The sequence below is a fragment of the Amycolatopsis sp. NPDC028719 genome (assembly GCF_055565395.1).
Genome location: NZ_JBVHUL010000009.1, coordinates 1 through 24,390, shown reverse-complemented (window position 1 = coordinate 24,390; position 24,390 = coordinate 1). Strand labels below are relative to the sequence as shown.

General features: G+C 71.6%; 22 protein-coding genes and 1 rRNA gene. 6 read left to right on the top strand and 17 right to left on the bottom strand.

Annotated elements, in window-relative coordinates; all coding sequences use genetic code 11:
* Positions 1–125: 125 nt before the first annotated feature.
* Positions 126–1,028 (bottom strand): site-specific tyrosine recombinase XerD, encoded by a 903-nt coding sequence (gene xerD / locus ACZ4TR_RS34805; RefSeq protein ID WP_364525149.1) that lies wholly within the window; start codon positions 1,026–1,028, stop codon positions 126–128.
* A 105-nt stretch (positions 1,029–1,133) separates the two neighbouring features.
* Between xerD and ACZ4TR_RS34800 the strand changes: the two genes are divergently transcribed.
* Entirely contained in the window at positions 1,134–1,655 is a 522-nt protein-coding gene (locus ACZ4TR_RS34800) for a DUF1707 domain-containing protein (RefSeq protein WP_465292056.1), read from the top strand.
* 100 nt (positions 1,656–1,755) lie between these two features.
* Here the strand turns inward: ACZ4TR_RS34800 and ACZ4TR_RS34795 are convergent, their stop codons facing one another.
* From ACZ4TR_RS34795 to ACZ4TR_RS34780, 4 genes are all read right to left on the bottom strand, one after another.
* A complete protein-coding gene (locus tag ACZ4TR_RS34795; RefSeq protein ID WP_465292054.1) occupies positions 1,756–2,385 on the bottom strand; it encodes an NUDIX domain-containing protein in 630 nt (209 codons plus the stop codon).
* Complete coding sequence (locus ACZ4TR_RS34790; RefSeq protein ID WP_465292052.1) at positions 2,382–4,082, bottom strand: CTP synthase; 1,701 nt, start codon at positions 4,080–4,082, stop codon at positions 2,382–2,384. The genes ACZ4TR_RS34795 and ACZ4TR_RS34790 overlap by 4 nt, the downstream gene beginning before the upstream one ends.
* Positions 4,083–4,161: 79 nt before the next feature.
* The gene (locus ACZ4TR_RS34785) at positions 4,162–5,322 is read right to left on the bottom strand and encodes an acyltransferase (protein WP_465292050.1); all 1,161 of its coding nucleotides are present in this window, start codon (positions 5,320–5,322) and stop codon (positions 4,162–4,164) included.
* Between the two features lie 216 nt (positions 5,323–5,538).
* Entirely contained in the window at positions 5,539–6,870 is a 1,332-nt protein-coding gene (locus ACZ4TR_RS34780) for an aminotransferase-like domain-containing protein (RefSeq protein WP_465292048.1), read from the bottom strand.
* A 62-nt stretch (positions 6,871–6,932) separates the two neighbouring features.
* On the opposite strand from ACZ4TR_RS34780, the gene ACZ4TR_RS34775 reads away from it, so the two are divergent.
* Positions 6,933–7,553, top strand: a complete 621-nt coding sequence (locus tag ACZ4TR_RS34775; protein WP_465292046.1) for a DJ-1/PfpI family protein — start codon at positions 6,933–6,935, stop codon at positions 7,551–7,553.
* Here the strand turns inward: ACZ4TR_RS34775 and ACZ4TR_RS34770 are convergent.
* Positions 7,523–8,206 (bottom strand): GntR family transcriptional regulator, encoded by a 684-nt coding sequence (locus ACZ4TR_RS34770; RefSeq protein WP_364527560.1) that lies wholly within the window; start codon positions 8,204–8,206, stop codon positions 7,523–7,525. The genes ACZ4TR_RS34775 and ACZ4TR_RS34770 overlap by 31 nt on opposite strands.
* A gap of 202 nt (positions 8,207–8,408) precedes the next feature.
* Here ACZ4TR_RS34770 and ACZ4TR_RS34765 point away from each other — a divergent pair, with 202 nt between their 5' ends.
* The 3 genes from ACZ4TR_RS34765 (at position 8,409) to ACZ4TR_RS34755 (ending at position 11,893) form a co-directional block, all read left to right on the top strand.
* Entirely contained in the window at positions 8,409–9,830 is a 1,422-nt protein-coding gene (locus ACZ4TR_RS34765) for an NCS1 family nucleobase:cation symporter-1 (protein WP_465292044.1), read from the top strand.
* Positions 9,827–10,537: an aspartate/glutamate racemase family protein gene (locus ACZ4TR_RS34760; RefSeq protein ID WP_465292043.1), complete on the top strand. Its 711-nt coding sequence runs from the start codon at positions 9,827–9,829 to the stop codon at positions 10,535–10,537. The genes ACZ4TR_RS34765 and ACZ4TR_RS34760 overlap by 4 nt, the downstream gene beginning before the upstream one ends.
* 93 nt (positions 10,538–10,630) lie before the next feature.
* Positions 10,631–11,893 carry an alginate lyase family protein gene (locus ACZ4TR_RS34755; protein ID WP_465292041.1) on the top strand — a complete coding sequence of 421 codons (1,263 nt, stop codon included), beginning with the start codon at positions 10,631–10,633 and terminating at the stop codon, positions 11,891–11,893.
* Between the two features lie 67 nt (positions 11,894–11,960).
* Here ACZ4TR_RS34755 and ACZ4TR_RS34750 read toward each other — a convergent pair whose 3' ends face one another.
* The 4 genes from ACZ4TR_RS34750 to ACZ4TR_RS34735 form a co-directional block, all read right to left on the bottom strand.
* Positions 11,961–12,911, bottom strand: a complete 951-nt coding sequence (locus tag ACZ4TR_RS34750; protein ID WP_465292039.1) for a copper transporter — start codon at positions 12,909–12,911, stop codon at positions 11,961–11,963.
* Entirely contained in the window at positions 12,908–14,092 is a 1,185-nt protein-coding gene (steA, locus tag ACZ4TR_RS34745) for a putative cytokinetic ring protein SteA (RefSeq protein WP_364527545.1), read from the bottom strand. Before steA ends, ACZ4TR_RS34750 begins: the two co-directional genes overlap by 4 nt.
* A gap of 99 nt (positions 14,093–14,191) precedes the next feature.
* Positions 14,192–15,367 (bottom strand): DUF1266 domain-containing protein, encoded by a 1,176-nt coding sequence (locus ACZ4TR_RS34740; RefSeq protein ID WP_465292037.1) that lies wholly within the window; start codon positions 15,365–15,367, stop codon positions 14,192–14,194.
* Positions 15,364–16,350 carry a zinc-binding dehydrogenase gene (locus ACZ4TR_RS34735; protein ID WP_465292035.1) on the bottom strand — a complete coding sequence of 329 codons (987 nt, stop codon included), beginning with the start codon at positions 16,348–16,350 and terminating at the stop codon, positions 15,364–15,366. The genes ACZ4TR_RS34740 and ACZ4TR_RS34735 overlap by 4 nt, the downstream gene beginning before the upstream one ends.
* Positions 16,351–16,416: 66 nt before the next feature.
* Between ACZ4TR_RS34735 and ACZ4TR_RS34730 the strand changes: the two genes are divergently transcribed.
* A complete protein-coding gene (locus tag ACZ4TR_RS34730) occupies positions 16,417–16,860 on the top strand; it encodes a MarR family winged helix-turn-helix transcriptional regulator (protein WP_465292033.1) in 444 nt (147 codons plus the stop codon).
* Positions 16,861–16,956: 96 nt separating this feature from the next.
* Here the strand turns inward: ACZ4TR_RS34730 and recN are convergent, their stop codons facing one another.
* The 7 genes from recN to rrf all read right to left on the bottom strand — a co-directional run bounded on the left by recN (position 16,957) and on the right by rrf (position 24,267).
* Complete coding sequence (recN, locus tag ACZ4TR_RS34725; RefSeq protein ID WP_465292031.1) at positions 16,957–18,741, bottom strand: DNA repair protein RecN; 1,785 nt, start codon at positions 18,739–18,741, stop codon at positions 16,957–16,959.
* A gap of 138 nt (positions 18,742–18,879) precedes the next feature.
* Entirely contained in the window at positions 18,880–19,806 is a 927-nt protein-coding gene (locus ACZ4TR_RS34720) for an NAD kinase (RefSeq protein ID WP_465292029.1), read from the bottom strand.
* Positions 19,803–20,639 carry a TlyA family RNA methyltransferase gene (locus tag ACZ4TR_RS34715; protein ID WP_465292027.1) on the bottom strand — a complete coding sequence of 279 codons (837 nt, stop codon included), beginning with the start codon at positions 20,637–20,639 and terminating at the stop codon, positions 19,803–19,805. Before ACZ4TR_RS34715 ends, ACZ4TR_RS34720 begins: the two co-directional genes overlap by 4 nt.
* A gap of 5 nt (positions 20,640–20,644) precedes the next feature.
* The gene (locus ACZ4TR_RS34710) at positions 20,645–20,842 is read right to left on the bottom strand and encodes a hypothetical protein (protein ID WP_348956141.1); all 198 of its coding nucleotides are present in this window, start codon (positions 20,840–20,842) and stop codon (positions 20,645–20,647) included.
* Positions 20,843–20,859: 17 nt separating this feature from the next.
* Complete coding sequence (locus ACZ4TR_RS34705; RefSeq protein WP_465292025.1) at positions 20,860–21,825, bottom strand: HAD-IIA family hydrolase; 966 nt, start codon at positions 21,823–21,825, stop codon at positions 20,860–20,862.
* Entirely contained in the window at positions 21,818–24,055 is a 2,238-nt protein-coding gene (locus ACZ4TR_RS34700; RefSeq protein ID WP_465292023.1) for a tetratricopeptide repeat protein, read from the bottom strand. Before ACZ4TR_RS34700 ends, ACZ4TR_RS34705 begins: the two co-directional genes overlap by 8 nt.
* Before the next feature lie 95 nt (positions 24,056–24,150).
* Positions 24,151–24,267, bottom strand: a 5S ribosomal RNA gene (rrf, locus tag ACZ4TR_RS34695).
* Positions 24,268–24,390: the final 123 nt, after the last annotated feature.

The window sequence follows — 24,390 nt, the reverse complement described above, 5'->3', positions numbered from 1 at the left end:
CGCGTCCGCCGCAGCCTATGCGCGGAGTCGGAGCCCCGGCAAAGCAACGCGCCGGACTCGACGGGGCAATGTCACTCGAGAAGTCGGTCCAGCGTAGGAAGGCTGTGAGCCCGCCATACGGCCGTCTAGCCCAGTGCCCGGGGGTGCGCCGTCGCGTACACCTCGCGCAGGGTGTTGACCGTGACCAGCGTGTAGACCTGCGTCGTCGTCACCGAGGCGTGGCCGAGCAGTTCCTGCACGACCCGGACGTCCGCGCCGCCCTCGAGCAGGTGCGTGGCGAAGGAGTGGCGGAGGGTGTGCGGCGAGACCACGGCGGTGATCCCCGCCCGTTCGGCGGTGTCCTTGAGGACCTGCCACGCGCTCTGGCGCGAAAGCCGGCTGCCGCGGGCGTTGAGGAACAGCGCCGCGGTGCCGCGGCCGTGGGCGGCGAGCGCGGGCCGGGCGCGGACGGTGTAGGCGTGCAGCGCGGCGAGCGCGGGACGGCCGATGGGGACGATGCGCTGCTTGCCGCCCTTGCCGTCGAGCAGGACGGTGCGTTCGGTGTCGTCGACGTCGTCGACGTCCAGGCCGACCGCCTCGGAGATCCGGGCGCCGGTGGAGTAGAGCACCTCCAGCAGCGCCCGGTCGCGCAGCGGGCGTTCGCCGTCCGGCGGCGGGGTCTCGAGCAACCGCAGGACGTCGTCGACCGGCAGCGCCTTGGGCAGCCGTTTCGCCGGTGTCGGCGGCCGGACCTCGCGGGCCGGGTTGTGCTCGGTGAGGCCTTCGGCGTGGGCGAACTTGTGCAGCCCCCGCACGGCGACCAGCGCCCGCGCGGCCGACGACGCGGCCAGCGGCCGGTGCTCGCCGTCGCCTTCCCGCAGAGCCGCGCCGAAGGACGTCACGTGCGCGGCGGTGACGTCGGCGATCTTGGCGACGCCCCCGCCGTCCAGGTGCGCGGCGTACCGGCGCAGGTCACGGGCGTAGCTGTCCAGGGTGTTGCGCGCGGTCCCGCGTTCGACGACCAGGTGGTCGAGGTACGCGGCGATCACGCCGTCCGTGCTGCCCGCGGCTACCACGCCGGTCACCTTAGGCCGTGCGGGCACCGTGACCCGGGAGAAACCCCGTTCTCAGCTTCCCGCGGTTACCTTGGATTCATGGAGTCGGACCAGCTCCGGATCGGCACGGCCGAGCGGGAAGAGGCGGCGAGGCTGCTCGCCGACCACTTCGGCATGGGGCGCATCACGCCGGACGAGTACGAGACGCGGGTGACCGACGCCTACGCGGCGACGACCCTGGGCGACCTGCGGCCGCTGTTCGGCGACCTGCCGCAGCCGCACCCGGGTTTCTTCGGGCCGCCGCCGGCGTACGCGCAGCCGACGATGCAGCTGCCGATGTACGGGCCGCCGCCGGACCCGTACGCGCCGCCGGCCCCGATGCCGTACGCGCCGCCGATGCCGGTCCCCTACTCCTACCGGTCCAAGACCGTGGCCGGGGTGCTCCAGATCGTGCTGCCCTTCGGCGTCGGGCGGTTCTACACCGGTCAGGTCGGGCTGGCCCTGCTCCAGCTGTTCGTGGTGCTGGTGACCGGGATCGGCATCCTCTGGCCGATCATCGACGGCATCATGCTGCTGAGGGACGGCGGCCTGGACGCCCAAGGCCGCCCCCTGCGCCCCTGACCCCAGCGCCCCAATGTGGCGTTCGGTGCGTTGAACGCACCGAAGGCCACATTGGGTGCGTTGAACGCAACCAAGGCCACATTGGGGCGCTTGAGGCGGGTCAGGCTTGCTTGCGCTTGGCGAACGCTGTCGGGCGGTCTTCCCACGGGGCGTCCGCCGGGCGGGCCGGAGCTGCGCCCGAGAGCACCGCGTGCGCGGCCAGCACGCCGGACACCGTGGCGCCGTTCACCAGCTCGCCCGCCAGCGCCATCCGCACGGCCTCGGCGAGCGGGAACTTGCGGATGACCAGGTCCGCCTCCTCCTCGCCGAGCACGTCACGGTCCACATCGGACAGTCCGCGGGCCAGGAAGACCCGCACGACCTCGTCGGTGAAGCCGGGTGACGCCGCGACGTCGACCAGGGTCACCCAGTCCGCGGCGGCCAGGCCGGCCTCTTCGACGAGCTCCCGCTCGGCCGTGCCCACCGGGTCCTCGCCGACGTGGTCGATCAGGCCCGCCGGCAGCTCCCACAGCCGCTTCCCGAGCGGGTGCCGGTACTGGTGGATGAGCGTGACCTGCTGCTCGTCGTCGAGCGCGACGATCGCCACCGCGCCGAGGTGCTCGATCACCTCGCGGACCGCGGTGTCGCCGCCCGGCATCACGACGTCGTCGATCCGCAGGCCGACGACGCGTCCGATGTGGACGTCCCGGCTGGACGCGACGCTGAACTCGTGCTCGCCCGGCGCGCTCATCGGGCCGCCACGGGCGCTTCGGGCAGCTCGACCGGCAGCCGCTCGGCGACCTTGCGGTCCACGACGGCCTTGACGAACGCGCTGAACAGCGGGTGCGGCCGGGTCGGGCGGCTCTTGAGCTCGGGGTGCGCCTGGGTGCCGACGAAGAACGGGTGGACGTCGGCCGGCAGCTCGACGAACTCGACCAGGCGGTCGTCCGGCGACGTGCCGGAGAACACCAGGCCGGCGTCGGTGAGCTGCTTGCGGTAGGCGTTGTTCACCTCGTAGCGGTGCCGGTGCCGTTCGGACACCTCGGTGGTGCCGTACGCCTTGGCGACCTGCGAACCCGGCTTGAGCTTCGCCGGGTAGGCGCCCAGGCGCATGGTGCCGCCCATGTCCCGCTCCCCCGCGACGACGTCGCGCTGGTCGGCCATCGTCGAGATCACCGGGTGCTCGGTGTTCTCGTCGAACTCCGACGACCCGGCGTCGGCGATGCCGGCCAGGTGCCGGGCGCCCTCGATGACCATGCACTGCAGGCCGAGGCACAGCCCGAGCAGCGGCACCCCGCGGGTGCGGGCGTACTCGATCGCGCCGACCTTGCCCTCGATGCCGCGGATGCCGAACCCGCCCGGGATCAGCACACCGTCCACATCGGACAGCACGGACGCCGCACCGGACGCGGTCTGCGCGTCGTCGGAGGCGACCCAGACGATCTCGACCTTGGCGCGGTGGGCGAACCCGCCCGCGCGCAGGGCCTCGGTGACCGACAGGTAGGCGTCCGGCAGGTCGATGTACTTGCCGACGACCGCGATCCGCACGACCTCGCTCGGGTTGTGCACCCGGTCGAGCAGGTCGCCCCACACCGTCCAGTCGACGTCGCGGAACGGCAGCCCGAGGCGGCGGACGACGTAGGCGTCGAGCGCCTCGCGGTGCAGCACCTTCGGGATGTCGTAGATCGACCGCGCGTCCGGGCAGGCGATGACGGCCTCGTTGTCGACGTCGCACATCAGGCCGATCTTGCGCTTGAGGTCCTCGGGGATCTCCCGGTCGGCCCGGCAGACCAGCGCGTCCGGCTGGATGCCGATGTTGCGCAGCGCGGCGACCGAGTGCTGGGTCGGCTTCGTCTTGAGCTCGCCCGAGGGTGCCAGGTACGGCACCAGCGAGACGTGCAGGAAGAAGCAGTGGTCGCGGCCGACGTCGTGGCGGACCTGGCGGCAGGCCTCCAGGAACGGCAGGGACTCGATGTCGCCGACCGTGCCGCCGACCTCGGTGATGACGACGTCCGGCGTCTGGCCGGCCTCGTCGGGTTCGGCGGCCGCGGTGATCCGGGACTTGATCTCGTCGGTGATGTGCGGAATGACCTGGACGGTGTCGCCGAGGTACTCGCCGCGGCGTTCCTTGGCGATCACCTCGGAGTAGACCTGGCCGGTCGTGACGTTGGCCTTGCCGTCGAGGTCGCGGTCGAGGAAGCGCTCGTAGTGCCCGATGTCGAGGTCGGTCTCGGCGCCGTCGTCGGTGACGAACACCTCACCGTGCTGGAACGGGTTCATCGTCCCGGGGTCGACGTTGAGGTACGGATCGAGCTTCTGCATCGTGACGCGAAGCCCGCGCGCGGTAAGGAGTTGGCCCAGGCTCGAAGCCGTGAGTCCCTTACCCAGAGAGGAGGCGACGCCTCCGGTGACAAATACGTACTTGGTAGCCCGCGACTGAAGTCCCACGGGCCGCCAGCATATCCGAAACCTGAGGATCCGCTCGCTGCGCCATGCCCGAACGGCGTTTTGTGCCGTTGACCACGCGTCAGGCAGCCGCCTTGGCGAGTCGCAGCCGGGGCCGGCCGGTCAGCGCCTGGCTGCCCGGCAGGCGCCGCAGCACCTCGACGATCACGATCGTCAGCGCGATCGTGCCGAAGTAGATGAGCACGGTCAGCCAGGGCGCGCCGAAGCGTTCGGCCACGTGCGGGATCACCGGGCCGAGGAACGCCAGCGCGAGCGGGTGGACCAGGAAGATGCTGAACGACCGGTTCGCCGCCCAGGAGACCAGCCGGGCACCCCGGCCGCCCTCACGGCGCCGCGCGGCCCACCACGTCGTGAAGGCGTAGATCGCCGCGATGACCGTGAGGAACCACGGGATCAGGTACGGCTGGAACGGGTCGCTGGCCACCTGCGGGAACGTTCCACTGTGGACGGTCCGGAGGTAGTACCACTCGGTGCCGGCCAGCACCGCCACGAGCGCGCCGCCGAGCAGCAGCCGGTGCCGGCCGACCCAGGCGTGCACGGCCTCGAAGTGCATGGCCACCAGGGCGCCGAACAGCGTGTAGAACTGGTACGGCAGCACCGTGGCGTACAGGTGAGTGATCGTCTCGTAGCCGACGCCGAACGGCTGGTACGTCATGAACAGCGTGACGCCGACCTGCAGCACCGCGCTGCCCAGCAGCAGCCACTTGTGCTTGCCCTCGGTCGCCCGCAGCAGCTTCATCAGCACCGGGAACAGCAGGTACACCTGCATCGTCACCAGCAGGAAGTACAGGTGGTACCAGGCGCCGCCGGTGACGAGGTCCTTGAGCAGCAGGCGCATCGACGCCTCGAGAGAGCCCGGCTGCTGGGTGCCGGTGACCAGCGAGAACGCCCAGAAGAACATCGACCACGCGAGGTACGGCGTCGCGACCAGCGGCAGCCGCCGGCGCCAGAAGTCGCCGGGGGCGATCTCGCGGCCGCGGTTCTGGAACACCAGCACGAACCCGGTCAGCGCGAAGAACGCCTCCCGCGTGAAGTGCAGCGGCGTCTCGACGGCGTTGGCGCCGACGTCCTGCGCGAAGTTCGTCGCGCCGACCACGTGGATGAGGATCACGCAGGCGAACGTGACCAGCCGGAACAGGTCGATCTGGTGCAGGTACGGCGCTTTCCCACCCGGTCTCGGGATCCGGGAGGGAGCTTCGAGAGTGGCCTGGGCAGTCGTCATCGTGCCGCCGTTCCGGCACCGTCGTCGGCGTGGTTCACGTTGTCAGACTTGCCACCCATTCTGTGAATTTCCCATGAAGGCACTGGGAAGCGCCTGTTGGCGGAGGCCTGGCGGGCTGTTGGATATGCCACTCCCGCTCGCGGCGCGGGGACCCGTCGATCATGTTAATACGTAAGCTCTCCGGTACCGAGCGTGACCTTCGTCATCTCGCCGTGATCAGCGGGAAACATCCCGCTCGACCTCCTGCCGGACCGCCGCGAGCGCGTCGCGGAGTTCGGCGTGTCCCACCGAACCCAGGGCCAGCCGGAGGGCCTGCGGCACCGCCGGCGTCGTCGCGAACGGCTCGGCCGTGGCGACCGCGACCCGCCGCCGGGCCAGCGCCGCGACGATGCGGTCCGGCCGGGAGTCGCGGGCGAGCGGGAGCCACCGGAAGTACGACGTCGGGTGCCCGGTCCACGGAAGCCCGGCCAGCACCTCCGAGGCGAGGGCCTGCCGTTGTCGCGCGTCTTGACGCTTCCGGGCTTCCAAGCGCCCGACGGTACCGTCGTCGAGCCACCGGCGCGCGATGGCCGCGGTCAGGGCGGGCGTGTTCCACGTCGTGGCCCGGATCGCGCTCTCGAGCGCCGGGACGAGATCGCTCGGCGCGACGGCGAACCCGACGCGCAGCCCCGTCGCGACGCTCTTCGACAGCCCCGAGACGTAGATGGTGGTCTCCGGCGCGAGCATCGCCAACGGCGGCGGCGCGTTCTCGGCGAGGTAGGCGTATGACGCGTCCTCGATGATCGTCGCGCCGTGCCGCCGGGCGGTCTCGACGAGCCGCGCGCGCTGCCCGGCGGTGAGCACCCAGCCCAGCGGGTTGTGCAGGGTCGGCATCGCGTACACCGCGCGGACCCGGCGACGGCGGCACAGCCGGTCGAGCGCGTCGAGGTCAGGGCCGTCGGCGGTCACCGGCAGCGGGGCGAGGTCGAGCCCGAGCGTGCGCGCGAGCACCCGGAACCCCGGGTAGGTGAGGGCGTCCACCGCGACGACGTCACCGGCCCGCAGCAGCGCCATGGCCGTCACCGCCAGGCCGTGCTGCGCGCCGTCGACGATCAGCACGCGTTCGCGCCCGACGTCGAGCCCGCGCCGGCGCAGGTGGCGGGCGACGGCGGCCCGGTCCTCGGCACGCCCGCGATGGGGCTGGTAGCGCAGCAGCGCGTCGAGGTCGCCGGCCGTGGCGAGGTCCCGCAGCGCCTGGCGGAGCAGGTCGGCCTGACCGGGGATCGAGGGCGAGTTGAAGCTCAGGTCGACGGCGTCGGCGGCGACGGCTCGTTCGTCGGCGCCGTCGCCGGCGGCCAGGTCGCGGACGAACGTCCCTCGCCCCTGCTCGCAGCTGACCAGCCCCATCGCTTCGAGTTCGGCGTAGACGCGGGACGCCGTCACGACGGCGATGCCCTCGTCGGCCGCGAGCCGCCGGTGCGTGGGCAGCCGCGTCCCGGCCGGCCACTGCCCGCCGCGGATCTTCGCCGCGAACGCGTCCACGACGACCTTGTACTTCGGCACCCGCACGCCGCGATTGTAGGCAGGACAATTTATGGACTGTCCTGCCTTGGCCGTCTTAGCGTGCGGTCATGCACACCGCAATCCTGACCTTCGACGGCTACAACGAACTCGACTCGCTCATCGCGCTCGGCATGCTCAACCGCATCAAGGAGCCGGGCTGGCGCGTGTCGATCGCGAGCCCCACGCCGCGGGTGACGTCGATGAACGGCGTCACGATCGACGCCATGATCGGCCTCGAGGAGGCCTGCACGGCCGACGCCGTGATCGTCGGCAGCGGCTCGAAGACCCGCGAGGTCGTCGAGGACCCGGCGATCACGGCCGCGCTGGCCGGGCTCGACCCGGCCCGGCAGCTGCTCGCCGGGCAGTGCTCCGGCACGCTCGTCCTGGCCAAGCTGGGGCTGCTCGACGATGTGCCCGCGTGCACCGACCTGACGACGAAGCCGTGGGTCCTCGCGGCCGGCGTCGAGGTGCTGAACCAGCCGTTCTTCGCCCGCGGCACGCTCGCCACCGCCGGCGGCTGCCTGGCCTCGGCCTACCTCGCGACGTGGGTCCTTGCCCGGCTCCGCGGCCTCGAAGCCGCCGAGCACGCCATGCACTACGTCGCGCCCGTCGGCGAGAAGGACGAGTACGTCGAACGCGCCCTGCGAAACGTGACGCCCTACCTCGAGCCGGCCGCGATCTCCGCCTGATCGGTGCCGAAGAGGGACTTCAGCGTCACCTCGCGGTTGACTCGCACGTGCTCGACGGCTTCGGCGTGCGCACGGTCCGCGTCGCCCGACGCGATCGCTTCGTAGAGCCGGCGGTGCTCGTCGAGCAGCTCGGTCCAGTGCTCGTTCTGGCTCGTGAGCCAGCGGAGCCTGCCCTGCAACGGCTGCAGCATCGTGGTCAGCAGGGTGTTGCCCGCGAGGGCGACGATCTCGTCGTGGAAGCGCGAGTTGAGCACGGTGATCCGGGCCGCGTCACCGCGGGCCGTCGCGCGGGCGGCGTCGGCGAGCATCCGCTCGAGCCGCTTGAGCTCCGGCGCGCCCGCCCGTTCGGCGGCCCGCCCCGCGGCGAGTCCTTCGAGGGCCTCCCGGACGTCGAACAGCTCCTCGACGTCGACGCGCGCGAGCTGCCGCACGACGATCCGGCGCGCCGACTGCTCGACGAGGAAGCCCTCGGCCTCGAGGCTGCGGATGGCTTCTCGCACGGGCACCCTGGACACGCCGAGGTCTTCGGCCAGCTCGCGCTCGACCAGCCGGTCGCCCGGACGCAGGCGGCCGGTCAGGATCCGTTCGCGCAGCTCGTCGCGCACCCGCTGCCGGGTGGCCGCGAGAGGCTGCCGCTCGCTCGCCGTCGTCACCGGCTCCCCTCTCCTCAACAAGCTCGTAACACGAGTTTACGGACCGGAGGGTTGACGGCGGCGGACCTCGGGGTGATATTTGGGATGCCAAATTTTGGTATCCCAAATCGCCGTCGCTGCACTGTGACACGCGGGGCTCCGCCCCGGCCGGGGGCTCCGCCACCCGGAACCCCCGAAAGCATCCGTCGATCGGAGGCCCGCCTTGACCGCCGCCCCGCTCACCGAATCCCAGCAAGAGACGACCGCCCCGCCGGATCCCCGGCTCTGGAACGAAGACCTCGCCCCGGCGAAGGACCGCCGCTGGAAGGTCTACGACATCTTCGCGCTGTGGATGTCGGACGTGCACAACCTCGGCAACTACACCTTCGCGGCCGGCCTGTTCGTGCTCGGCCTCTCGGCCTGGCAGGTGTTCACCGCCCTGCTGTTCGGCTTCGTGATCATCTACGCCGGCATGAACCTGATGGGCCGGATCGGGCAGCGCACCGGCGTCCCGTTCCCGGTCGTCGCGCGGATCAGCTTCGGCACGTTCGGCGCCAACCTGCCCGCGCTGATCCGCGCGGTCATCGCGATCTTCTGGTACGGCATCCAGACCTACCTCGCGAGCGTGGCCATCACGCTGCTCGTGCTCACCATCGACCCTGGCCTGAAACCGTTGACCGAACACGGTTTCCTCGGCCTGCACGCGCTCGGCTGGATCTGTTTCATCGCGCTCTGGGCGGCCCAGGCGCTGATCCTGACCCGCGGCATGGAGTCGATCCGCAAGTTCCAGGACTGGTGCGGCCCGGCGATCTGGGTCGTGATGATCGCCCTCGCGGTGTGGATCCTCGCCGCCGGCCACTGGAACATCTCCTTCACCAGCAGCCCGAAGCAGCTGTCCACCGGCGAGCAGATCCGCCAGTGGTTCGGCGCGGCCGGGCTGATCCTGGCCACCTACGGCACGCTGATGCTCAACTTCTGCGACTTCTCCCGCAACGCCCCGGACCAGAAGACCGTGCGGCGCGGCAACTTCTGGGGACTGCCGATCAACTCGACGGCGTTCGCGCTGCTGTCGGTCGTCGTCACCGCGGGCAGCATGCAGGTGTTCGGCGAGGCGATCACCGACCCGGCCGAGCTGCTGGCCAAGGTGCACAACACGCCGGTGCTCATCATCGGCGCGCTGACCTTCGCCATCGCCACCATGGGCGTGAACATCGTCGCGAACTTCGTCTCCCCCGCCTACGACCTGGCGAACATCTGGCCGAAGCGGATCACGTTCACCATCGGCGGGATGATCAGCGCGGTCGCGGCGCTGTGCGTGCTGCCGTGGAAGCTGTACTCCTCGCCGACGGTGGTCAACTACTTCCTGGGCGGGCTCGGCGCGTTCCTCGGGCCGCTGTTCGGGATCATGATCGTCGACTACTACCTGATCCGGCGCGGCCAGGTCGACGTCGCGCAACTGTTCGTCGACGGCGGGAGCTATCCCCGGGTGAACCCGCGCGCGCTGGTGACGTTCTTCCCGACCGCCGCGCTCGCCGCGGTGATCGCGCTCGTGCCGTTCTTCGCCCCGGCCGCACCGTACTCGTGGTTCATCGGCACGGCCTCGTCGGCGCTGCTGTACTACGCGGTCTCGAGGAAGCACCGATGAGGATCGTCGTCACCAACTGCAACACCACCGAAGCGATGACGAAGGAGATCGAAGCCGGGGCCCGCGCGGCCGCGAGCCCCGGCACCGAGATCCTGGCGAGGACGCCTCGCTGGGGACCGGAGTCCGCGGAAGGCTGGCTGGACAGCTTCCTGTCCGCCGCGGCGGTGCTGGATCTGTTGCGCGGCCTGGAAGAGCCGTTCGACGCGGTCGTGCTCGCAGGCTTCGGCGAGCACGGCCGGGAGGGTGCGCGCGAGCTGCTGGACGTCCCGGTCGTCGACATCACCGAAGCGGCCGCGCACCTGGCCTGCCTGCTCGGCCGCCGCTACGGCGTGGTGACCACTTTGGACCGGACGTGCGGGCTGATCGAGGACAGCCTGCACGCGGCCGGCGTCGCGCAGAACTGCGTCACGGTCACCGGCGCCGGGCTCGGCGTGCTGGAGCTGACCGACGAACGCCGGACGGAGTCGGCACTGCTGACCGCCGGCCGTCGTGCGCGGGACGCCGGAGCGGAGGTCTTGGTGCTCGGCTGCGCCGGGATGACGGGCCTCGACCGGAAGATCTCGACGATGCTGGACATCCCGGTGATCGACGGCGTCGCCGCGGCGGTCCGGCTGGCGGAGTCGCTGGTGGCTCTGGGATTGAAGACGAGCCGCGCGGGGTCGTACGCGCGTCCGTTGGACAAGCGCCGCACCTGGCCGACCAATTGACACCCGCCTTGCCGGGACGTCAGAATCCCCCCAGCCGTACCGCCGCCCGGTGACGACGTGGGGATTCTGACGTCCCCGTGAAGGGCGGTCGAAGTGCGAAGGGTTCTGGGCGCGCTGGCGGTGTCGGCGAGCATGCTCCTGGTCCCGGTGAGCGGGGCGGCGGTGGCCGCGTCGCCACCGCACACCGTCATCACCGACGGGGCGAAGCTGGCGGGGATCAAGCAGGCGCTGCGCGGCGGCCACGCGTCCCGGGCCCAGCACGACGCGCTGAAAGTGGTGCTGGACAAGGCGAACACGGCGTTGACGGCCGGGCCGTGGTCGGTCATGGACAAGCCGGCCACGCCCCCGAGCGGCGACAAGCACGACTACCTGAGCCAGGCCCCGTACTGGTGGGCGAGTGAAAAGACCCCGGAGAACCCGCAGGGCTGCCCATACGTCAACAAGGACGGCCAGCGCAACCCGGAAGCCGACGCGATCACCGACCACACCTACCGGATGTGGGCCTGGGACGCGATGTACCACCTCTCGCTCGCCTGGTACTACACCGGCGACGCGAAGTACGCGAAGCGCGCGGCTCTGGACATCCGGACGTGGTTCCTCGACCCGGCCACCAAGATGAACCCGAACATGACTTTCTCGCAGATCATCCCGTGCCGGACCACGATCAGCGGCACCGGGATCATCGACTCGACGCAGTCGTTCAGCCAGCTGCTCGACACGTTCGCGCTGCTCGACAGCGGCGCCCCGGGCTGGTCCGGCAAGGACCGATCCGGCATCGGGGCGTGGCTCACGCAGTACCTCGACTGGATGCGGACGAGCCCGCAGGCGAAGCTGGAACTGGCCGCCACCAACAACCACGGCACGTTCCTCGACCTGCAGAACGCGACCATCGCGTCCTATCTGGGCCACCGCGACACCGCGCGGAAGATCGTGCTCGACGCGGAGAAGAACCGGTTCCCGGTGCAGTTCGCCGCCGACGGCAGCCAGCCGCTCGAGCTGTCGCGCACGATGTCGTGGCACTACGTCAACTTCAACCTCACCGCGTGGGGCCGGATGGCGGAGCTCGGTAAGAACCTCGGCATCGACGTCTGGAAGTACCGGGCACCGAACGGCGTGACCCTGCGGAAGGTCGTCGACCAGCTGATCCCCGGCGCGCTGCAGGGCGCCGCGGGCTGGCCGCACCAGCAGATCGGCGTGTTCGACCAGTCGATCGCGGCGGACATCTTCCACGCCGCGGCGGAGGAGGCGCACGACTCCGACGCGGCGGCCGCGTTGAAGCAGATGCCGCTGCCCGCCGGCGGCGACACGTGGCCGGTCCGGGTCTCCTGCTTCCCCCTGGACCCGCCCCTCAAGTAGGGCTGCGTTCGCTCGGTGCCCCACCCGCCTTGACTTGCTTGCGTGACGGGAACTGGCGCGCGGAGTGTCAGTTGCCGTTGGGGGCGCCGACGCCCGGCGCGGGGGCCGTCGCGTTGCCCGCGATGCCGTAGCGGCCCGCGGCGCCGTCGAGCTGTTCCTTCAACGCCAGCACCGTGCTCACCCGCCCGGCCGACGAGTCCACGTTGTCCACAGTGGACAGGATCGACGTCGCCGACGTGTCCGCGCGGACCACGCCCAGCGCGCCCGTCCCCTCGGCGGAACCGGCGTCGCCGGCCAGGACCGTGCCCGCGCCGCCGCGGTCGAGCTGCGTGGCGAACCGGGCGATCGTGGCCGCGCGGTCGCCCGCGCTGTCGCCGGTCGCCTGGCCGCCGGTCAGCACGACCGCCAGCTGCGCCGGCTTGACCTCCTGGCCCGCCTTGACGAACCCGCCGTCGGTGAGCCCGCCGATCGCGGCCGCCAGCTCCTCGCCCGAGGACTGCGGCTTCGCGGTGGTCTTGTCCAGCAGCAGCACCGAACCGAGCAGCGCGCCGGCGAGCGTGCCGGAGTCGCCCGCGGTCGGGAACTTCGACCCGGCGGGCTGCAGGCGCGTGACGACGTCGCGGAGCTGGTCGGCCTTCTCCGGGTCGGCGAACGCGGCCGTCAGCTGCACCTCACCGGTCACCGCGGCGCCGGACTGGCCGATCAGCTGCTTCAGCGCGTCCCGGTCGGCCGGGCGCGCGTCCTCGGTGGTCACGAGCACCACCGTCCGCTTGTCCAGTGCCCCGGCGACGACCTTGGGCCCCATCGCGCCGGCGAACGCGTCCGCGTCGGCCAGCCGGGCGTTGAGCGCGTTGCGCTGGGCTTCGAGGTCGGAGACCTGGCTGCCCAGGTCCTTCTTCTCCCCCGCCAGGCCGGACAGCAGCGTGCCGTTCAGCGCGGTCGAGCCGAGGACGACCCCGACGGCCAGCGCCAGGAAGCAGGCGGCGATGGAAACGACGTGGTAGCGCAGCGAAATCACGTGAACAATCCCTTGACCCAGGCGGCGAGCGAATTCCAGGTGTGCCGGAGCCAGTCCAGGTAGACCGAGCCCACGTCCGACACCAGCAGGGCCGCGGCGACCACCACGACCGCGGCGAGCACGAGCAGCACGACCGCGCCGATCGACACCCGGCTGCGGTGCAGCGTCGCCACCGCCTTCCCGTCGACGAGCTTCGTGCCGAGCTTCAGCCGGGTCAGGAACGTCGACGGGTTCGACCCGGACCGGCCGTGGTCGAGGAACTCGCGCAGGGTGGCCTGGAAGCCGACCGTGACGACCAGGGTCGCGCCGTGCGCGTCGGCCAGCAGCAGCGCGAGGTCTTCGGCGTTGCCCGACGCCGGGAACGTCACCGCGCCGATGCCGAGGTCCTGGATCCGCTCGACCCCCGGCGCGTGCCCATCGGGCTGCGCGGGCACCACGACCTCGGCGCCGCCGCGCAGCGTGGTCGTGCCGATGCCGGTGGGGTCGCCGACGATGATGTCGGGCGTGTAGCCCTGCACGCGCAGGGTGTCGGCACCCGCGTCGACGCCGACCAGCACCGGCCGGTGCTCGGCGATGTACTTCTTGAGCTTCTTGAGGTCCTCGGCGTGCCCGTTGCCGCCCGCGACGACCAGCACGTGCCGGTCGCGGATCGCGACCTTCAGCTCCGGCACGCCGACGCCGTCGAGGATCAGCGTGCGCTCACGGCGCAGGAACTCGATGGTGTTGGCGGAGAACGCCTCCAGCTGCGTCGACATCCCGGCCTTGGCCTCGATCATCTGGTCCGCGACGCTGTCGGCGGTCTGCTCGATGCCGGAGGCGACCTGGCGCTCGCCGACGTACACGACGCCGTCGTGCAGCCGCAGCTTCGTGCCGTCCTTGATGGTGCGCAGCAGTTCGCCGCCGACCGAGTCGACCAGCGGGACACCGGCCGCGACGAGGATCTCGGGACCCATGTTCGGGAACCGGCCGGAGATCGACGGCGACGCGTTGACCACGCCGGCGACCTCGGCTTCGACGAGGGCGTCGGCCGTCGCGCGGTCGAGGTCCAGCTGGTCGAGCACGACGATGTCGCCCGGACTGATCCGGCGCAGCAGCTCCCGGGTGCGGCGGTCGACCCGCGCGACCCCGGTGATCCCCGGGAGGGGTTCTTGGTTCCGCGTGAGCAGGCCGGTGAGCTTCATGTGGCCGATGGTGACAAATTTGCCCGTGGGACAACGGACGCCACGCCGTAGCAGGCGTGACTCGTTGTGGTGAGCCGGGTCGCGCATCCCCCGCGCGGGTCAGGCCTCCGACTCCTCCGAAAGTGACCCGAAACCGAGGTTCACCCAGGGGCTCGCCGGGTCCTGAAGGAGCTGGTGGTGGACCCGCACGGCCGCCGGATACCACTCGCCGAACTCGTCGTCCTCGGCGTGCAGCACGCGGCCCATGACGTACCCGGCCGACAGGTCGGCCCATGACTGGTGGTAGCGGCGCGCGAGCGAACCGGCTTCGAGCACCATCAGTTCCGCTGTCAGCGCGTCACAATAACCGGCCGCGAGACCCCACCGGGCGATGTTGACGGCGCGGCCCACGTCCCACGACAGCGCCGTCGTGACGAACCCGTCCGCGGCCACCAGGCCGTCGGCCCGCAAGCGCTGCTCGCAGCGCGACACCCGGCGGACGGTGTCCCGCAGCTCGGCGGCCTGGTCCTCGGCGTCGTTCTCCGCGCACCACCGGTCCACCAGCTCCACCCAGGTCAGCGGATCGAACTCGCCGCTCGTCAGGCCGTACTCGGCGGCGAACCGCAGGCGCAGCATGAGCACGAGGTTGCCGGGCGTCAGCGCGTAGCCGTCGCCGATGAGGTCAGCCATCGTCGCGCGCCAGCCGGGCGGGTCCGGCACGCCCCACCAGTCCCGCAGGCCCCGCACTTCAGCGACGTAGTCGTGGCGGCGCGCGTCGAGCACGTTCCACGGCGCCGCGTTGAGCACCGCCAGGTGCGCGCCGCAGGCCAGCGCGTGCGCGATCGGCCCCTCGAGGTGCCCGTACGGTGCGGTGATCAGCCGCTCGACCTGCTCTTCCAGCGGCGTGACGTCGTCCTTGTGCGCGTCCAGCCACGGTTGGAGGGTCGCGCCCGGCAGCCGCCACTCGCCGCGGGTGCCGCGGTTGAACACGACCCGCTCGTGCCGCCCGACGCCGTCGACCGCCCAGTCCAGCGCACCGCTCATGGCGACGACGTCCGAGCCGAGGTCGGGCAGCGCGCCGCGGGTGAAGACCTGCAGGAACTCGTCGCCGCCCGTCTCGAAGTAGACGTTGGGGAAGGTCTCCGCCCGCTCGTCGAGGATGCTGTGGGCGTCCACCCGCCGGATCGGGACGAACAGCTCTTCCCCGGCCAGCAGGCCGAGGTAGCGGTCGAGGTCGCCGTCGCGGCGGGCGGCGGCCAGCTGGGCTTCGACGTCGGCGGGCGGCGGCAGGATCACGGGGCGGCTCCCTCCGCTGGGCCGGTCAGCACGACGAGCTTGCCCGCCGTCCGGTTGTGTTCCAAGTCGTCGTGCGCCTGCCGGATCTCCGCCATCGCGTACACCTTCGCCGGGCCGAGGCTCGCTTCGCCGGCGGCGATCCGGTCGAGGTGACGCTGGAGGACGGAGGCGGGCAGGTCGTCCGCCTCACCACCATAAGCGGTCAACCGCACCCCGGCGGGAAGGTAGCCGATCGGATAGAAGTTCGAGATCGTCCACTGGTTGGACAACATGCCGGTGAAGCAGACGGTGCCGTGCACCCGGGTGGCCTTCAGGGTGTCCGGCAGGGTCGGCGTCCCGACGAGTTCGAGGGCCGCGTCGACCCCTTCGGGCGCGATCTTCCGGACCTGCTCCGCGACGTCGCCGTCGTCGAGCAGGGGGTGGTCGACGCCGTGGTCGCGCAGGACCGCGAGCCGGTCCGGCTGCCGGGTGGTGGCGAAGACGGTGGCCCCGAGGTCTTTCGCCAGGGCCGCGGTGGCGAACCCGAGCGCGGACGTCCCGCCGCGGACCAGCAGGGTCTGTCCTTCGCGCAGGTCCAGCCCGGTGGTGAGCGAGCCGTACGCGGTCTGCAGCGTCTCGGGGACCTGGCCGATGACTTCCCAGGGCAAAGCGCTTTCGAAGGGAATGACCTGGCTCTTCGGCACGACGGTGTATTCGGCGTAGCCGCCGGCGAAGGTGCGGCCCATCCCACCCATCATGGTCGCGACCTGCTGCCCGGGTTCGAAACCGTCACCGGCATCGACGACCCCGACCGCCTCGATGCCGGGCACGCGCGGGAAGGTGACGCCGTCGGCCAGGCCCAGACGGGTGTGCAGCTCGGACCGGTTGAGGCCGAATGCCCGGACGGCGATCCGCACCCACCCCGGTTCCGGCTCCGGCAGCGGGAGATCCGTCAGCTCGAGGTTCTCCACGGGACCGGGTTCTCGGAGTACTACCGCGCGCATCGCAGGTCCTTTCTTCGCTTGCGAACAGTCCGCACAACAACTGTCCGCGGGAGTAGTATTCCCGGAGTGAGCTTGTCCCGAGAACACGACGCCGCGTGGCGGGGGTTCCTGCGTTCGTCGGCGCTGCTGCTGAGGGTGCTGGACGCCGAGCTGCGAGCCGAGCACGGCATGACGCACCGGACGTACGACGCGCTGGTCCAGCTCTCGGAGGCGCCGGACCGCCGGCTGCGCATGAAGGAGCTGGCGGACGCGTTGGTGCACAGCACCAGCGGCTTGACGCGCGTGGTGGACGGCTTGGAGAGGGACGGCTACGCGCGCCGCGAGGTGGACCCGGCGAACCGACGGTCCACGCTGGTGGTCTTGACGCCCGCGGGGCTCGCGGCGCTGGAGAACGCGTGGCCGACGCACCTGCGCGGGGTTGAGCGCCACTTCGCCGGCCACGTCAGCCAGGAGCAGGCGCGAACGCTGGCGGAGGTGTTCCGCGGCATCACCGCGGACCTGGAGGACTGAGCGCACCCCCACCGCGATGTCCTGAATGACTCATTCAGGTCTTCGGAGGGCCCCGGCGGACCCGCCCCTGCGCCCTCCCGGGCCGCGAAACCAGCCCTACTTCTTCTTGCTGCCCCGCTTGGGCTTCGGGGCGGGTTCGGCCTTGGCCTTCTCCGCCGTGGCCAGCAGCTCCTCGGCGTGCGCGCGGCCCGTCTCCGTGTCGTCCATCCCGGCGAGCATCCGCGCGAGCTCGTTGACCCGCTCGGCCTGGCTCAGGTTCTTGACCCCGCTGCGCGTCACGCCGCCGCTGTGGCCCTTGTCCACCACCAGGTGCTGGTCGGCGAACGCCGCGACCTGCGGCAGGTGTGTCACCACCAGGACCTGGTGGGTCCGTGCCAGCCGGGCCAGCCGGCGGCCGATCTCGATCGCGGCGCGGCCGCCGACCCCGGCGTCGACCTCGTCGAACACCAGCGTCTGCACCGTGTCCGCGTGCGCGAGGACGACCTCGATCGCGAGCATCACCCGCGACAGCTCACCCCCCGACGCGGCCTTGTGCACCGGCAGCGGCGGCGCGCCGTCGTGGGCCCGCAGCAGCAGCTCGACGTCGTCGACGCCGTCCGGGCCCGCGTGCACCGCGCGGCCGTCGAGGGTCAGCGCGTGCGTGTCGCCGTGCTCGGCGGGACGCTGTTCGACCGTCACCTCGATCGCGGCCTGGCCCATCGCCAGGCCCGAAAGTTCGCGCGTGATCTCCGCCGCCAGTTCGGCCGCCGCCTTCTCGCGCGCGGCCGACACCTCGGCGGCGTGCGCGGCCAGCTGCCCCGCGAGCTGGTCGCGACGCAGCGCCAGCTCGGAGAGCGCCTCCTCCGACGTGTCCATCGACGCCAGGCGGCGCCGGGCGTCGTCGGCCCAGGTGAGCACGCCGTCGACGTCCGCCGCGTACTTGCGGGTCAGCCGCTTGAGGTCGCCCTGGCGCGCCAGCACCTTCTCCAGCAGCGCCGGGTCGGCGTCGAGCGTCTCGACGTAGTTGCCCAGCTCGGCCCCGACGTCGGTCAGCAGCACCGACGCCTCCTCGAGCCGCGGCGCCAGCTCGCGCAGCACGCCGTCTTCGGACGTCGAGAGCCGCCGGAGCGCTTCGGAGACCAGCCCCATCGCGCTCGGGACGTCCGGGTCGCCGTCCGGCGAGCCCGACAGCGCGACGTGCGCCTCGGACGCGGCCGCGCGCAGCTCGTCCGCCGCCGCGAGCCGCTTGATCTGGGCGGTGAGCTCGACGTCCTCGCCCGGTTCCGGCGCGACGGCGTCGATCTCGGTGAGTCCGTGCTTGAGCAGGTCGGCCTGCTGGGCCATCTCCCGCGAGCGGGTCGACCGCTCGGTCAGCTCGGCGATCACCGCCAGCCACTCGGACCGGACCTCGCGGTACGCGCTCAGCGGCTTCCCCACCGCGTCGCCGGCGAACCGGTCGATCACGTCGCGCTGCTCGCTCGGGCGCAGCAGCCGCAGCTGGTCGTTCTGCCCGTGCACCGCGATCAGCTGTTCGGACAGCTCCGCGAGCACGCCGACCGGCACCGACCGGCCGCCCAGGTGGGCGCGCGAGCGCCCGTCGACCGCGACGGCCCGCAGCGCGATGACGCTGCCGTCCTCGTCGACGTCGGCACCCGACTCGGCGACGATCCGTTCGGCGCCTTCGACGCCGGAGTAGGTGAACCGTCCTTCCACGAACGCCTTGAGCATCCCCGTCCGGACCTTGGACACCTCGGCTCGGCCCCCGGACAGCAAGTGCAGCCCGGTGACGACCATGGTCTTTCCCGCACCCGTCTCACCCGTGACGACGGTGAAGCCCGCGTGCAGTTCCAGCAGGGCGTCCTCGATGACTCCGAGGCCCTGGATGCGCATCTCGGCCAGCACGCCGCCTACCGTAGCGGCCCCCACCGACACTCTGCGCGCGCGGGACCCCGGCGAGTCGCCGATATGTTCGAATTCGAGTCGAATCAGCGGCGCGAAGCGCCTCCGTTGAGGGTGGTGGGGAGGAAGGCGGAGGGTCCCTTACTCACAGGGGCGGGCGTGCCGCTCGCGCCAGCTCTTCACCGGGAGCGAGAACTTCTGCACCAGCCGGTCGGTGAAGGGGCCGTCCCACAGCCGGACCAGCCGGACCGGGGTCTTGCCGCACGTCACGCGCACCCGGGCGCCCGGCGGCAGCTCGATGAGCCGGCCGCCGTCGCAGGTCAGGACCGCGGACGAGCCGTCGGGGTCGATCCCGACGGTGATCACCGAGTTCCGCGAGACGACCAGCGGCCGCGCGAACATCGCGTGCGCGTTGCTCGGCACCACCAGCAGCGCCTGGACGTCCGGCCAGATGATCGGGCCGCCCGCCGAGAACGCGTACGCGGTCGAACCGGTCGGTGTGGCGCACAGCACACCGTCGCAGCCGAAGGCGGACACCGGCCGGCCGTCGACCTCGATGAGCGCGTCGAGGACTCGCTCTCGCGTGCTCTTCTCGACGCTGGCCTCGTTGAGCGCCCACGTGCGGGCGACCTCGGCACCGTCGTGGGTGACCGTGACGTCGATGGTCATCCGCTCTTCGACCTGGTAGTCGCCGTCGACGACGCGCTGCACGGTGTCGGCCAGCGCGTCCGAATCGGCCTCGGCGAGAAAGCCGACGCGCCCGAGGTTCACGCCGAGCACCGGCACCCCGGCCGGGCGGGCCAGCTCGGCCGCGCGCAGCAGCGTGCCGTCGCCGCCGAGGACGAACACCAGCTCGACGCCGTCGGCGGGGTTGTCGTCGGGGTCGACGACCGTGCAGGACGACCCGACGCCGTGGCGGTCCGGGTTGATGAGCGCGCAGACGTCTTCCTCGATCACCCGGATCCGGATGCCGGCCTTGGCGAAGCGCGCCGAGACCTCGCGCGCGGCCTCGCCCGTCGCTTCGCGATCGGGGTGCACCATGAGGAGAACTTCACGTTCGGTGGTCATGCGGGCCCTTCCTCGACGGCGGTTCGGACGAGCCGCTCGGCCTCAGACCTGTCTACCGTGCCGACAGTGGACACAGTGGACTCGGCCACGTGTTCTTTCGCCAGCCACACGAAGTACTCGACGTTCCCGGACGGCCCGGGCAGCGGGCTCGCGGTGACGCCACGCAGCGCGAGGCCCAGCTTCGCGGCCTCGCCGATGACGGAGAGCACCGACTCGGCGCGCAGCTCGGGGTCGCGGACGACGCCGCCGCTGCCGAGCCGGTCCTTGCCCACTTCGAACTGCGGTTTCACCATCGGCACCAGGTCGGCGCCGTCGCGCGCGCAGGCGGCGAGCGCGGGCAGCACGAGCTTCAGCGAGATGAAGGAGAGATCACCGACGACGAGGTCGACCTGGCCGCCCAGGTCGTCGGGAGAGAGGTTGCGAACGTTGGTGCGGTCCATGACGACTACCCGTTCGTCCGTGCGGATCCGCCAGTCGAGCAGGCCGCGGCCCACGTCGGCGGCGATCACGGTCGTGGCGCCGTTCCGCAGGAGAACGTCGGTGAAGCCGCCGGTGGACGCGCCGGCGTCGAGGCAGCGCTTGCCCTCGACGCTCAGGTCCGTGAACGCTTCCAACGCGCCGAGCAGTTTGTGCGCGCCCCGGGAAGCCCAGCCCGGGTCGTCCTCGTCGCGGACGACGATGGGCGCGTCGGATTCCACGCCCGTGGCGGGCTTGCTCGCGACCATGCCGCGCACGGTGACCTTGCCGCCGGTGATGAGGGCTGAGGCCTGTTCACGCGACCGGGCGAGGCCGCGCCGAACCAGTTCCGCGTCGAGGCGCGCCCGCTTGGGCACCGTGGTCAGACCTTGTCGATGCTGGAGAGGGCGACCGTCAGCTCGGTGTGCACGGCGTCGAAGCGCTCGACGTGCTCCGCGAGCGGCAGCGCGTCGAGGTCGTCCAGGCCGGCGACGGCTTCGTCGATGCCGGCCCGCGGGTCGGTCTGCTGCGAGAACGCACCGGGCGGTGGGCCCGGCACGGGGTACGGGTGGTCCTGCACGGCACAAACGGTATCAGTCAGGCGAGCTTCGCCTTGGCGCGCTCGCCGAGTTCGGTGACGCCGGTCTCCCAGGCCGTGTGGCAGAGCGCGCGGAGCAGGTCCAAAGCGTCGCCCTCGCCGGTTGCTTCCAGGGTGTTGTTCTCCACGGTCACGGTCCAGCCCGGGCGCGGGCCGATCCTCAGGTCCTCGGCTTTTTCTTCGAGCGCCGTGAGGTCCTCGGCGAGGTAGGTGGCGCGCTCGGCCGGGATGGCCTCGATCAGCTGCTTCGGCGTCGCGACGCCCGACAGGACGACGAGCGAGTCGATGCCCGCGGCGACCGCGCCGGCGATGTCGGTGTCCAGCCGGTCACCGACGACGAGTGGATGCTCCGCACCGGCGGACTTCGCCGCGGTTTCGAACAGCAGCGGCTGCGGCTTCCCGGCGACGAGCGGTTCGACGTCGGTGGCGGTGCGCAGAGCGGCCACCATCGACCCGTTGCCGGGCAGCAGCCCGCGCTCGCTGGGCAGCGTGGCGTCGACGTTGCAGGCCACCCAGAGCGCGCCCGCGCGGATGGCCAGGCAGGCTTCGGCCAGCGCGGCCCAGGTGTTGTCCGGCGAGTGGCCCTGGACGACCGCCCGGACGCCGTCGCCGTTCTCCCGCACCGGTTTCAGCCCGGCGCCGGCGACCTCGGCGGCCAGCGACTCCGTGCCGACGACGAGGACCTCGGCGCCGGCCTCGAGGCGTTCCCCGAGCAGCTGGACCCCGGCCTGGGCGCTGGTGTGCACCTCATCGGCGCCGGCGGGCATGCCGAGGCCGGTGAGGTGGTCGACGACCTCGCCCGGGGCCTTCGACGCGTTGTTCGTCACGAACCGGACGGGCGTGCCGTGCTCACGCGCGGCCCGGACCGTCTCCGGGGCGCCCGGGATCACCCGGGCGCCGTGGTAGACGGTGCCGTCGAGGTCGAACAGGATCGCGTCGTAGGCCGCGAGCAGGGCGTCACTCATCCGCGTCTTCGGTGTCCTTCTGTTCGGTCTTCTCGGTGTTGTCGTTCTTTTCGTTGGCCAGCTCCGCGGCGCGCTCGGAGGCGTCGGTCTCGTCCTCCGCGTCGGCCTCGGCCGCGTTGAGGAACCAGCGGATGGCGTCGTCCTTGCGCCCGGCGGCCGCGAGGTTGTCGGCGTAGGCGTAGAAGAGCCGCGCGCTCCACGGATCGCGCTTCTCGGCCTTGAGGTCGTCACTCTGCAGCGAGACGACGGCGGCATCGAGCTGCCCGAGGTCCCGCCGCGCCCCGGCCGCGACGATCGCGAGCTCGACCTGGACGGCCTTGCTCAAGGTGGCCTTGTCGGCCTCCTTCGCGAGGTCGAGGGCGCGTTCGGGCCGGCCCAGCGCGCGCTCGGCGTCGGCGATGATGGCGATGTGGTCGTCGGTGCGGGTCATCCGCCGGACGGCCCGCAGTTCGGAGAGGGCCTCCGACCAGTTGCCGGCGTGGTAGGCGACCAGGCCGAGCGCCTCCCGCACGATCGGCACGCGCGAGGCCTTGGCCTTGGCGTACTTGGCGTGCTCGAGCGCGGCCTCGGGATCGCTGTCGATGAGGTTCCCGGCGGCGACGAGGTGCTTCCCGACTGTGTCGGCCAGACCCTTGGGAAGGGTCCTCAGCTCACGGCGGGCTTCCTCGTCGAGGTCGGAGAACTCGATGTCCTCCGGCAGCTCCGGCGCTTCGAGGAGCTCCTTGGCGAGGGCCTCGTCGTCGAGCGCGGACCCGACCTTGGGCCGCGGCTCACGCCAGCCCGCGGGACGGTCGCTGCCGCGCTTGTCCGAGCCCCGCTTGTCGGAACCCTGCTTGTTCGAACCGGCGAAGCCGCCGCCGGTCCGGGCACCGCGGTCGTCATCACGGCGCTGGTAGCTGCCGCTGCCGCCACGGGAGTCGCTGCCACGGTCGTTGTCGCGACGCTGGTAACTGCTGCTGCCACCGCTGCCACCGCGAGAGTCGCTGCTGCGGTCGCTGTCGCGGCGCTGGTAACTGCCGCTGCCACCGCTGCCACCGCGAGAGTCGCTACTACGGTCGCTGTCGCGACGCTGATAGCTACCAGTGCTGCCACGGGAGTCGTCGCGGCGGTCGCTGCCGCGGTCGTTGTCCCGGCGCTGGTAACCACCGCTGCCGCCACGGGAGTCGCTGCTGCGGTCGTTGTCGCGACGCTGGTAGCTACCGCTGCCACCGCGGGAATCGTCGCGGCGGTCGCTGCCTCGGTCGTTGTCCCGGCGCTGGTAGCTACCGCTGCCACTACGTGAATCGTCTCGACGGTCGTCGGAGCGGAAGCCGCCGGTGCGGCCGCCACGGTCGTCGCTTCCCCGGCCGCGGTCGCTCGAGCTGTACCCGCCGGTGCGGCTACCGCGGTCGTCGTCGCGACGGTCGCTGCCACCGCGGCCACGGTCGTCGGACCGGAAACCGCCGGTCTTGCCACCGCGGTCGTCGGACTTGTAACCACCGGTGCGGCTGCCACGGTCGTCGTCGCGCCGCTGGTACCCGCGCGAGTCGCCGCCGCGGTTGCGGTCGTCGGACCGGAAGCCGCCCGAGCGGCGGTCGTCGTCGCGGCGCTGGTAGCTGCCGCCGGAGTCCTTGCCGCCTCGGTCGTCCGAACGGAAACCACCCGAACGAGCACCGCGGTCGTCGTCGCGGCGCGAAGAGCCGCCGCGGTCCTCCCAACGGGGCTTGCGGTCACCGAACGACGCCTTGCCCTGGGGCCGGCTGCCGCCGGGACGGTCGCCGCGGTCGTCGGACCCGCGGCCCGAGCGCTCGCCACCACGATCCTCGTAGCGACCGCCGGAACGGTTGCCACCACGGTCGTCGAACCGGCCGCCACCCGAGCGGGCGGGGCCGCCGGAAAACTTGCTGCCGCCGCCGGGCCGGCCGGCACGGTCACCGGAGTCGCGGTAGCCGCCGCGGCGGTCGTCGCGGTCACCGGTGCGGCCGCTGTCACGGCTCTGACCTGCGTATCCTCCGCGCTGATCGCGGTCGCGGGGACCGTCGCCGCCGCGGAAGGGCTTGCCGCCGCCGCGGACTCCCTGGTCGTCCCGGCGTGGCCGGCCCGTGTGGGCGCTGTCGCGGCCGCCGCGGTCCTGCCGCGCACCGCGCCGGTCTCCTCCGGGTGCGTCCGACCGGCCCCGGGAGCCTTCGTCCCGGCGTGCCGACCGGCCGGACCCATCATCGCTTGAGTCTCGTCGACCGAACTCGGACACCTGGCCTCCTGCCGTGGAAAATCTTGTTCTGGACATACGCGTACGGCCCGCTAGGGCAGCCAACTGGCTATCCTAACGGGCCGTACGGAAGGTAAGTTCGGCGGTGTCCTACTCTCCCACAACCCTTCGGTTGCAGTACCATCGGCGCTATCAGGCTTAGCTTCCGGGTTCGGAATGGGACCGGGCGTTTCCCTGACGCTAAAACCACCGAAACACTACGAAACAACACACGCACCTGGCGTGGTGTTTCAGAACCGTAGAGTGGATGCGTAACACCTTCGTAGACAAGTCCTCGGCCTATTAGTACCAGTCAACTCGACAACACATTACTGTGC

Bases quoted from the DNA above. Each gene is read 5' to 3' on its own strand.
- ACZ4TR_RS34800 (WP_465292056.1), top strand. From the start codon at position 1,134: ATGGAGTCGGACCAGCTCCGGATCGGCACGGCCGAGCGGGAAGAGGCG.
- ACZ4TR_RS34795 (WP_465292054.1), bottom strand. From the start codon at position 2,385: ATGAGCGCGCCGGGCGAGCACGAGTTCAGCGTCGCGTCCAGCCGGGAC.
- ACZ4TR_RS34785 (WP_465292050.1), bottom strand. From the start codon at position 5,322: ATGACGACTGCCCAGGCCACTCTCGAAGCTCCCTCCCGGATCCCGAGA.
- ACZ4TR_RS34775 (WP_465292046.1), top strand. From the start codon at position 6,933: ATGCACACCGCAATCCTGACCTTCGACGGCTACAACGAACTCGACTCG.
- ACZ4TR_RS34760 (WP_465292043.1), top strand. From the start codon at position 9,827: ATGAGGATCGTCGTCACCAACTGCAACACCACCGAAGCGATGACGAAG.
- steA (WP_364527545.1), bottom strand. From the start codon at position 14,092: ATGAAGCTCACCGGCCTGCTCACGCGGAACCAAGAACCCCTCCCGGGG.
- ACZ4TR_RS34735 (WP_465292035.1), bottom strand. From the start codon at position 16,350: ATGCGCGCGGTAGTACTCCGAGAACCCGGTCCCGTGGAGAACCTCGAG.
- ACZ4TR_RS34720 (WP_465292029.1), bottom strand. From the start codon at position 19,806: ATGACCACCGAACGTGAAGTTCTCCTCATGGTGCACCCCGATCGCGAA.
- ACZ4TR_RS34705 (WP_465292025.1), bottom strand. From the start codon at position 21,825: ATGAGTGACGCCCTGCTCGCGGCCTACGACGCGATCCTGTTCGACCTC.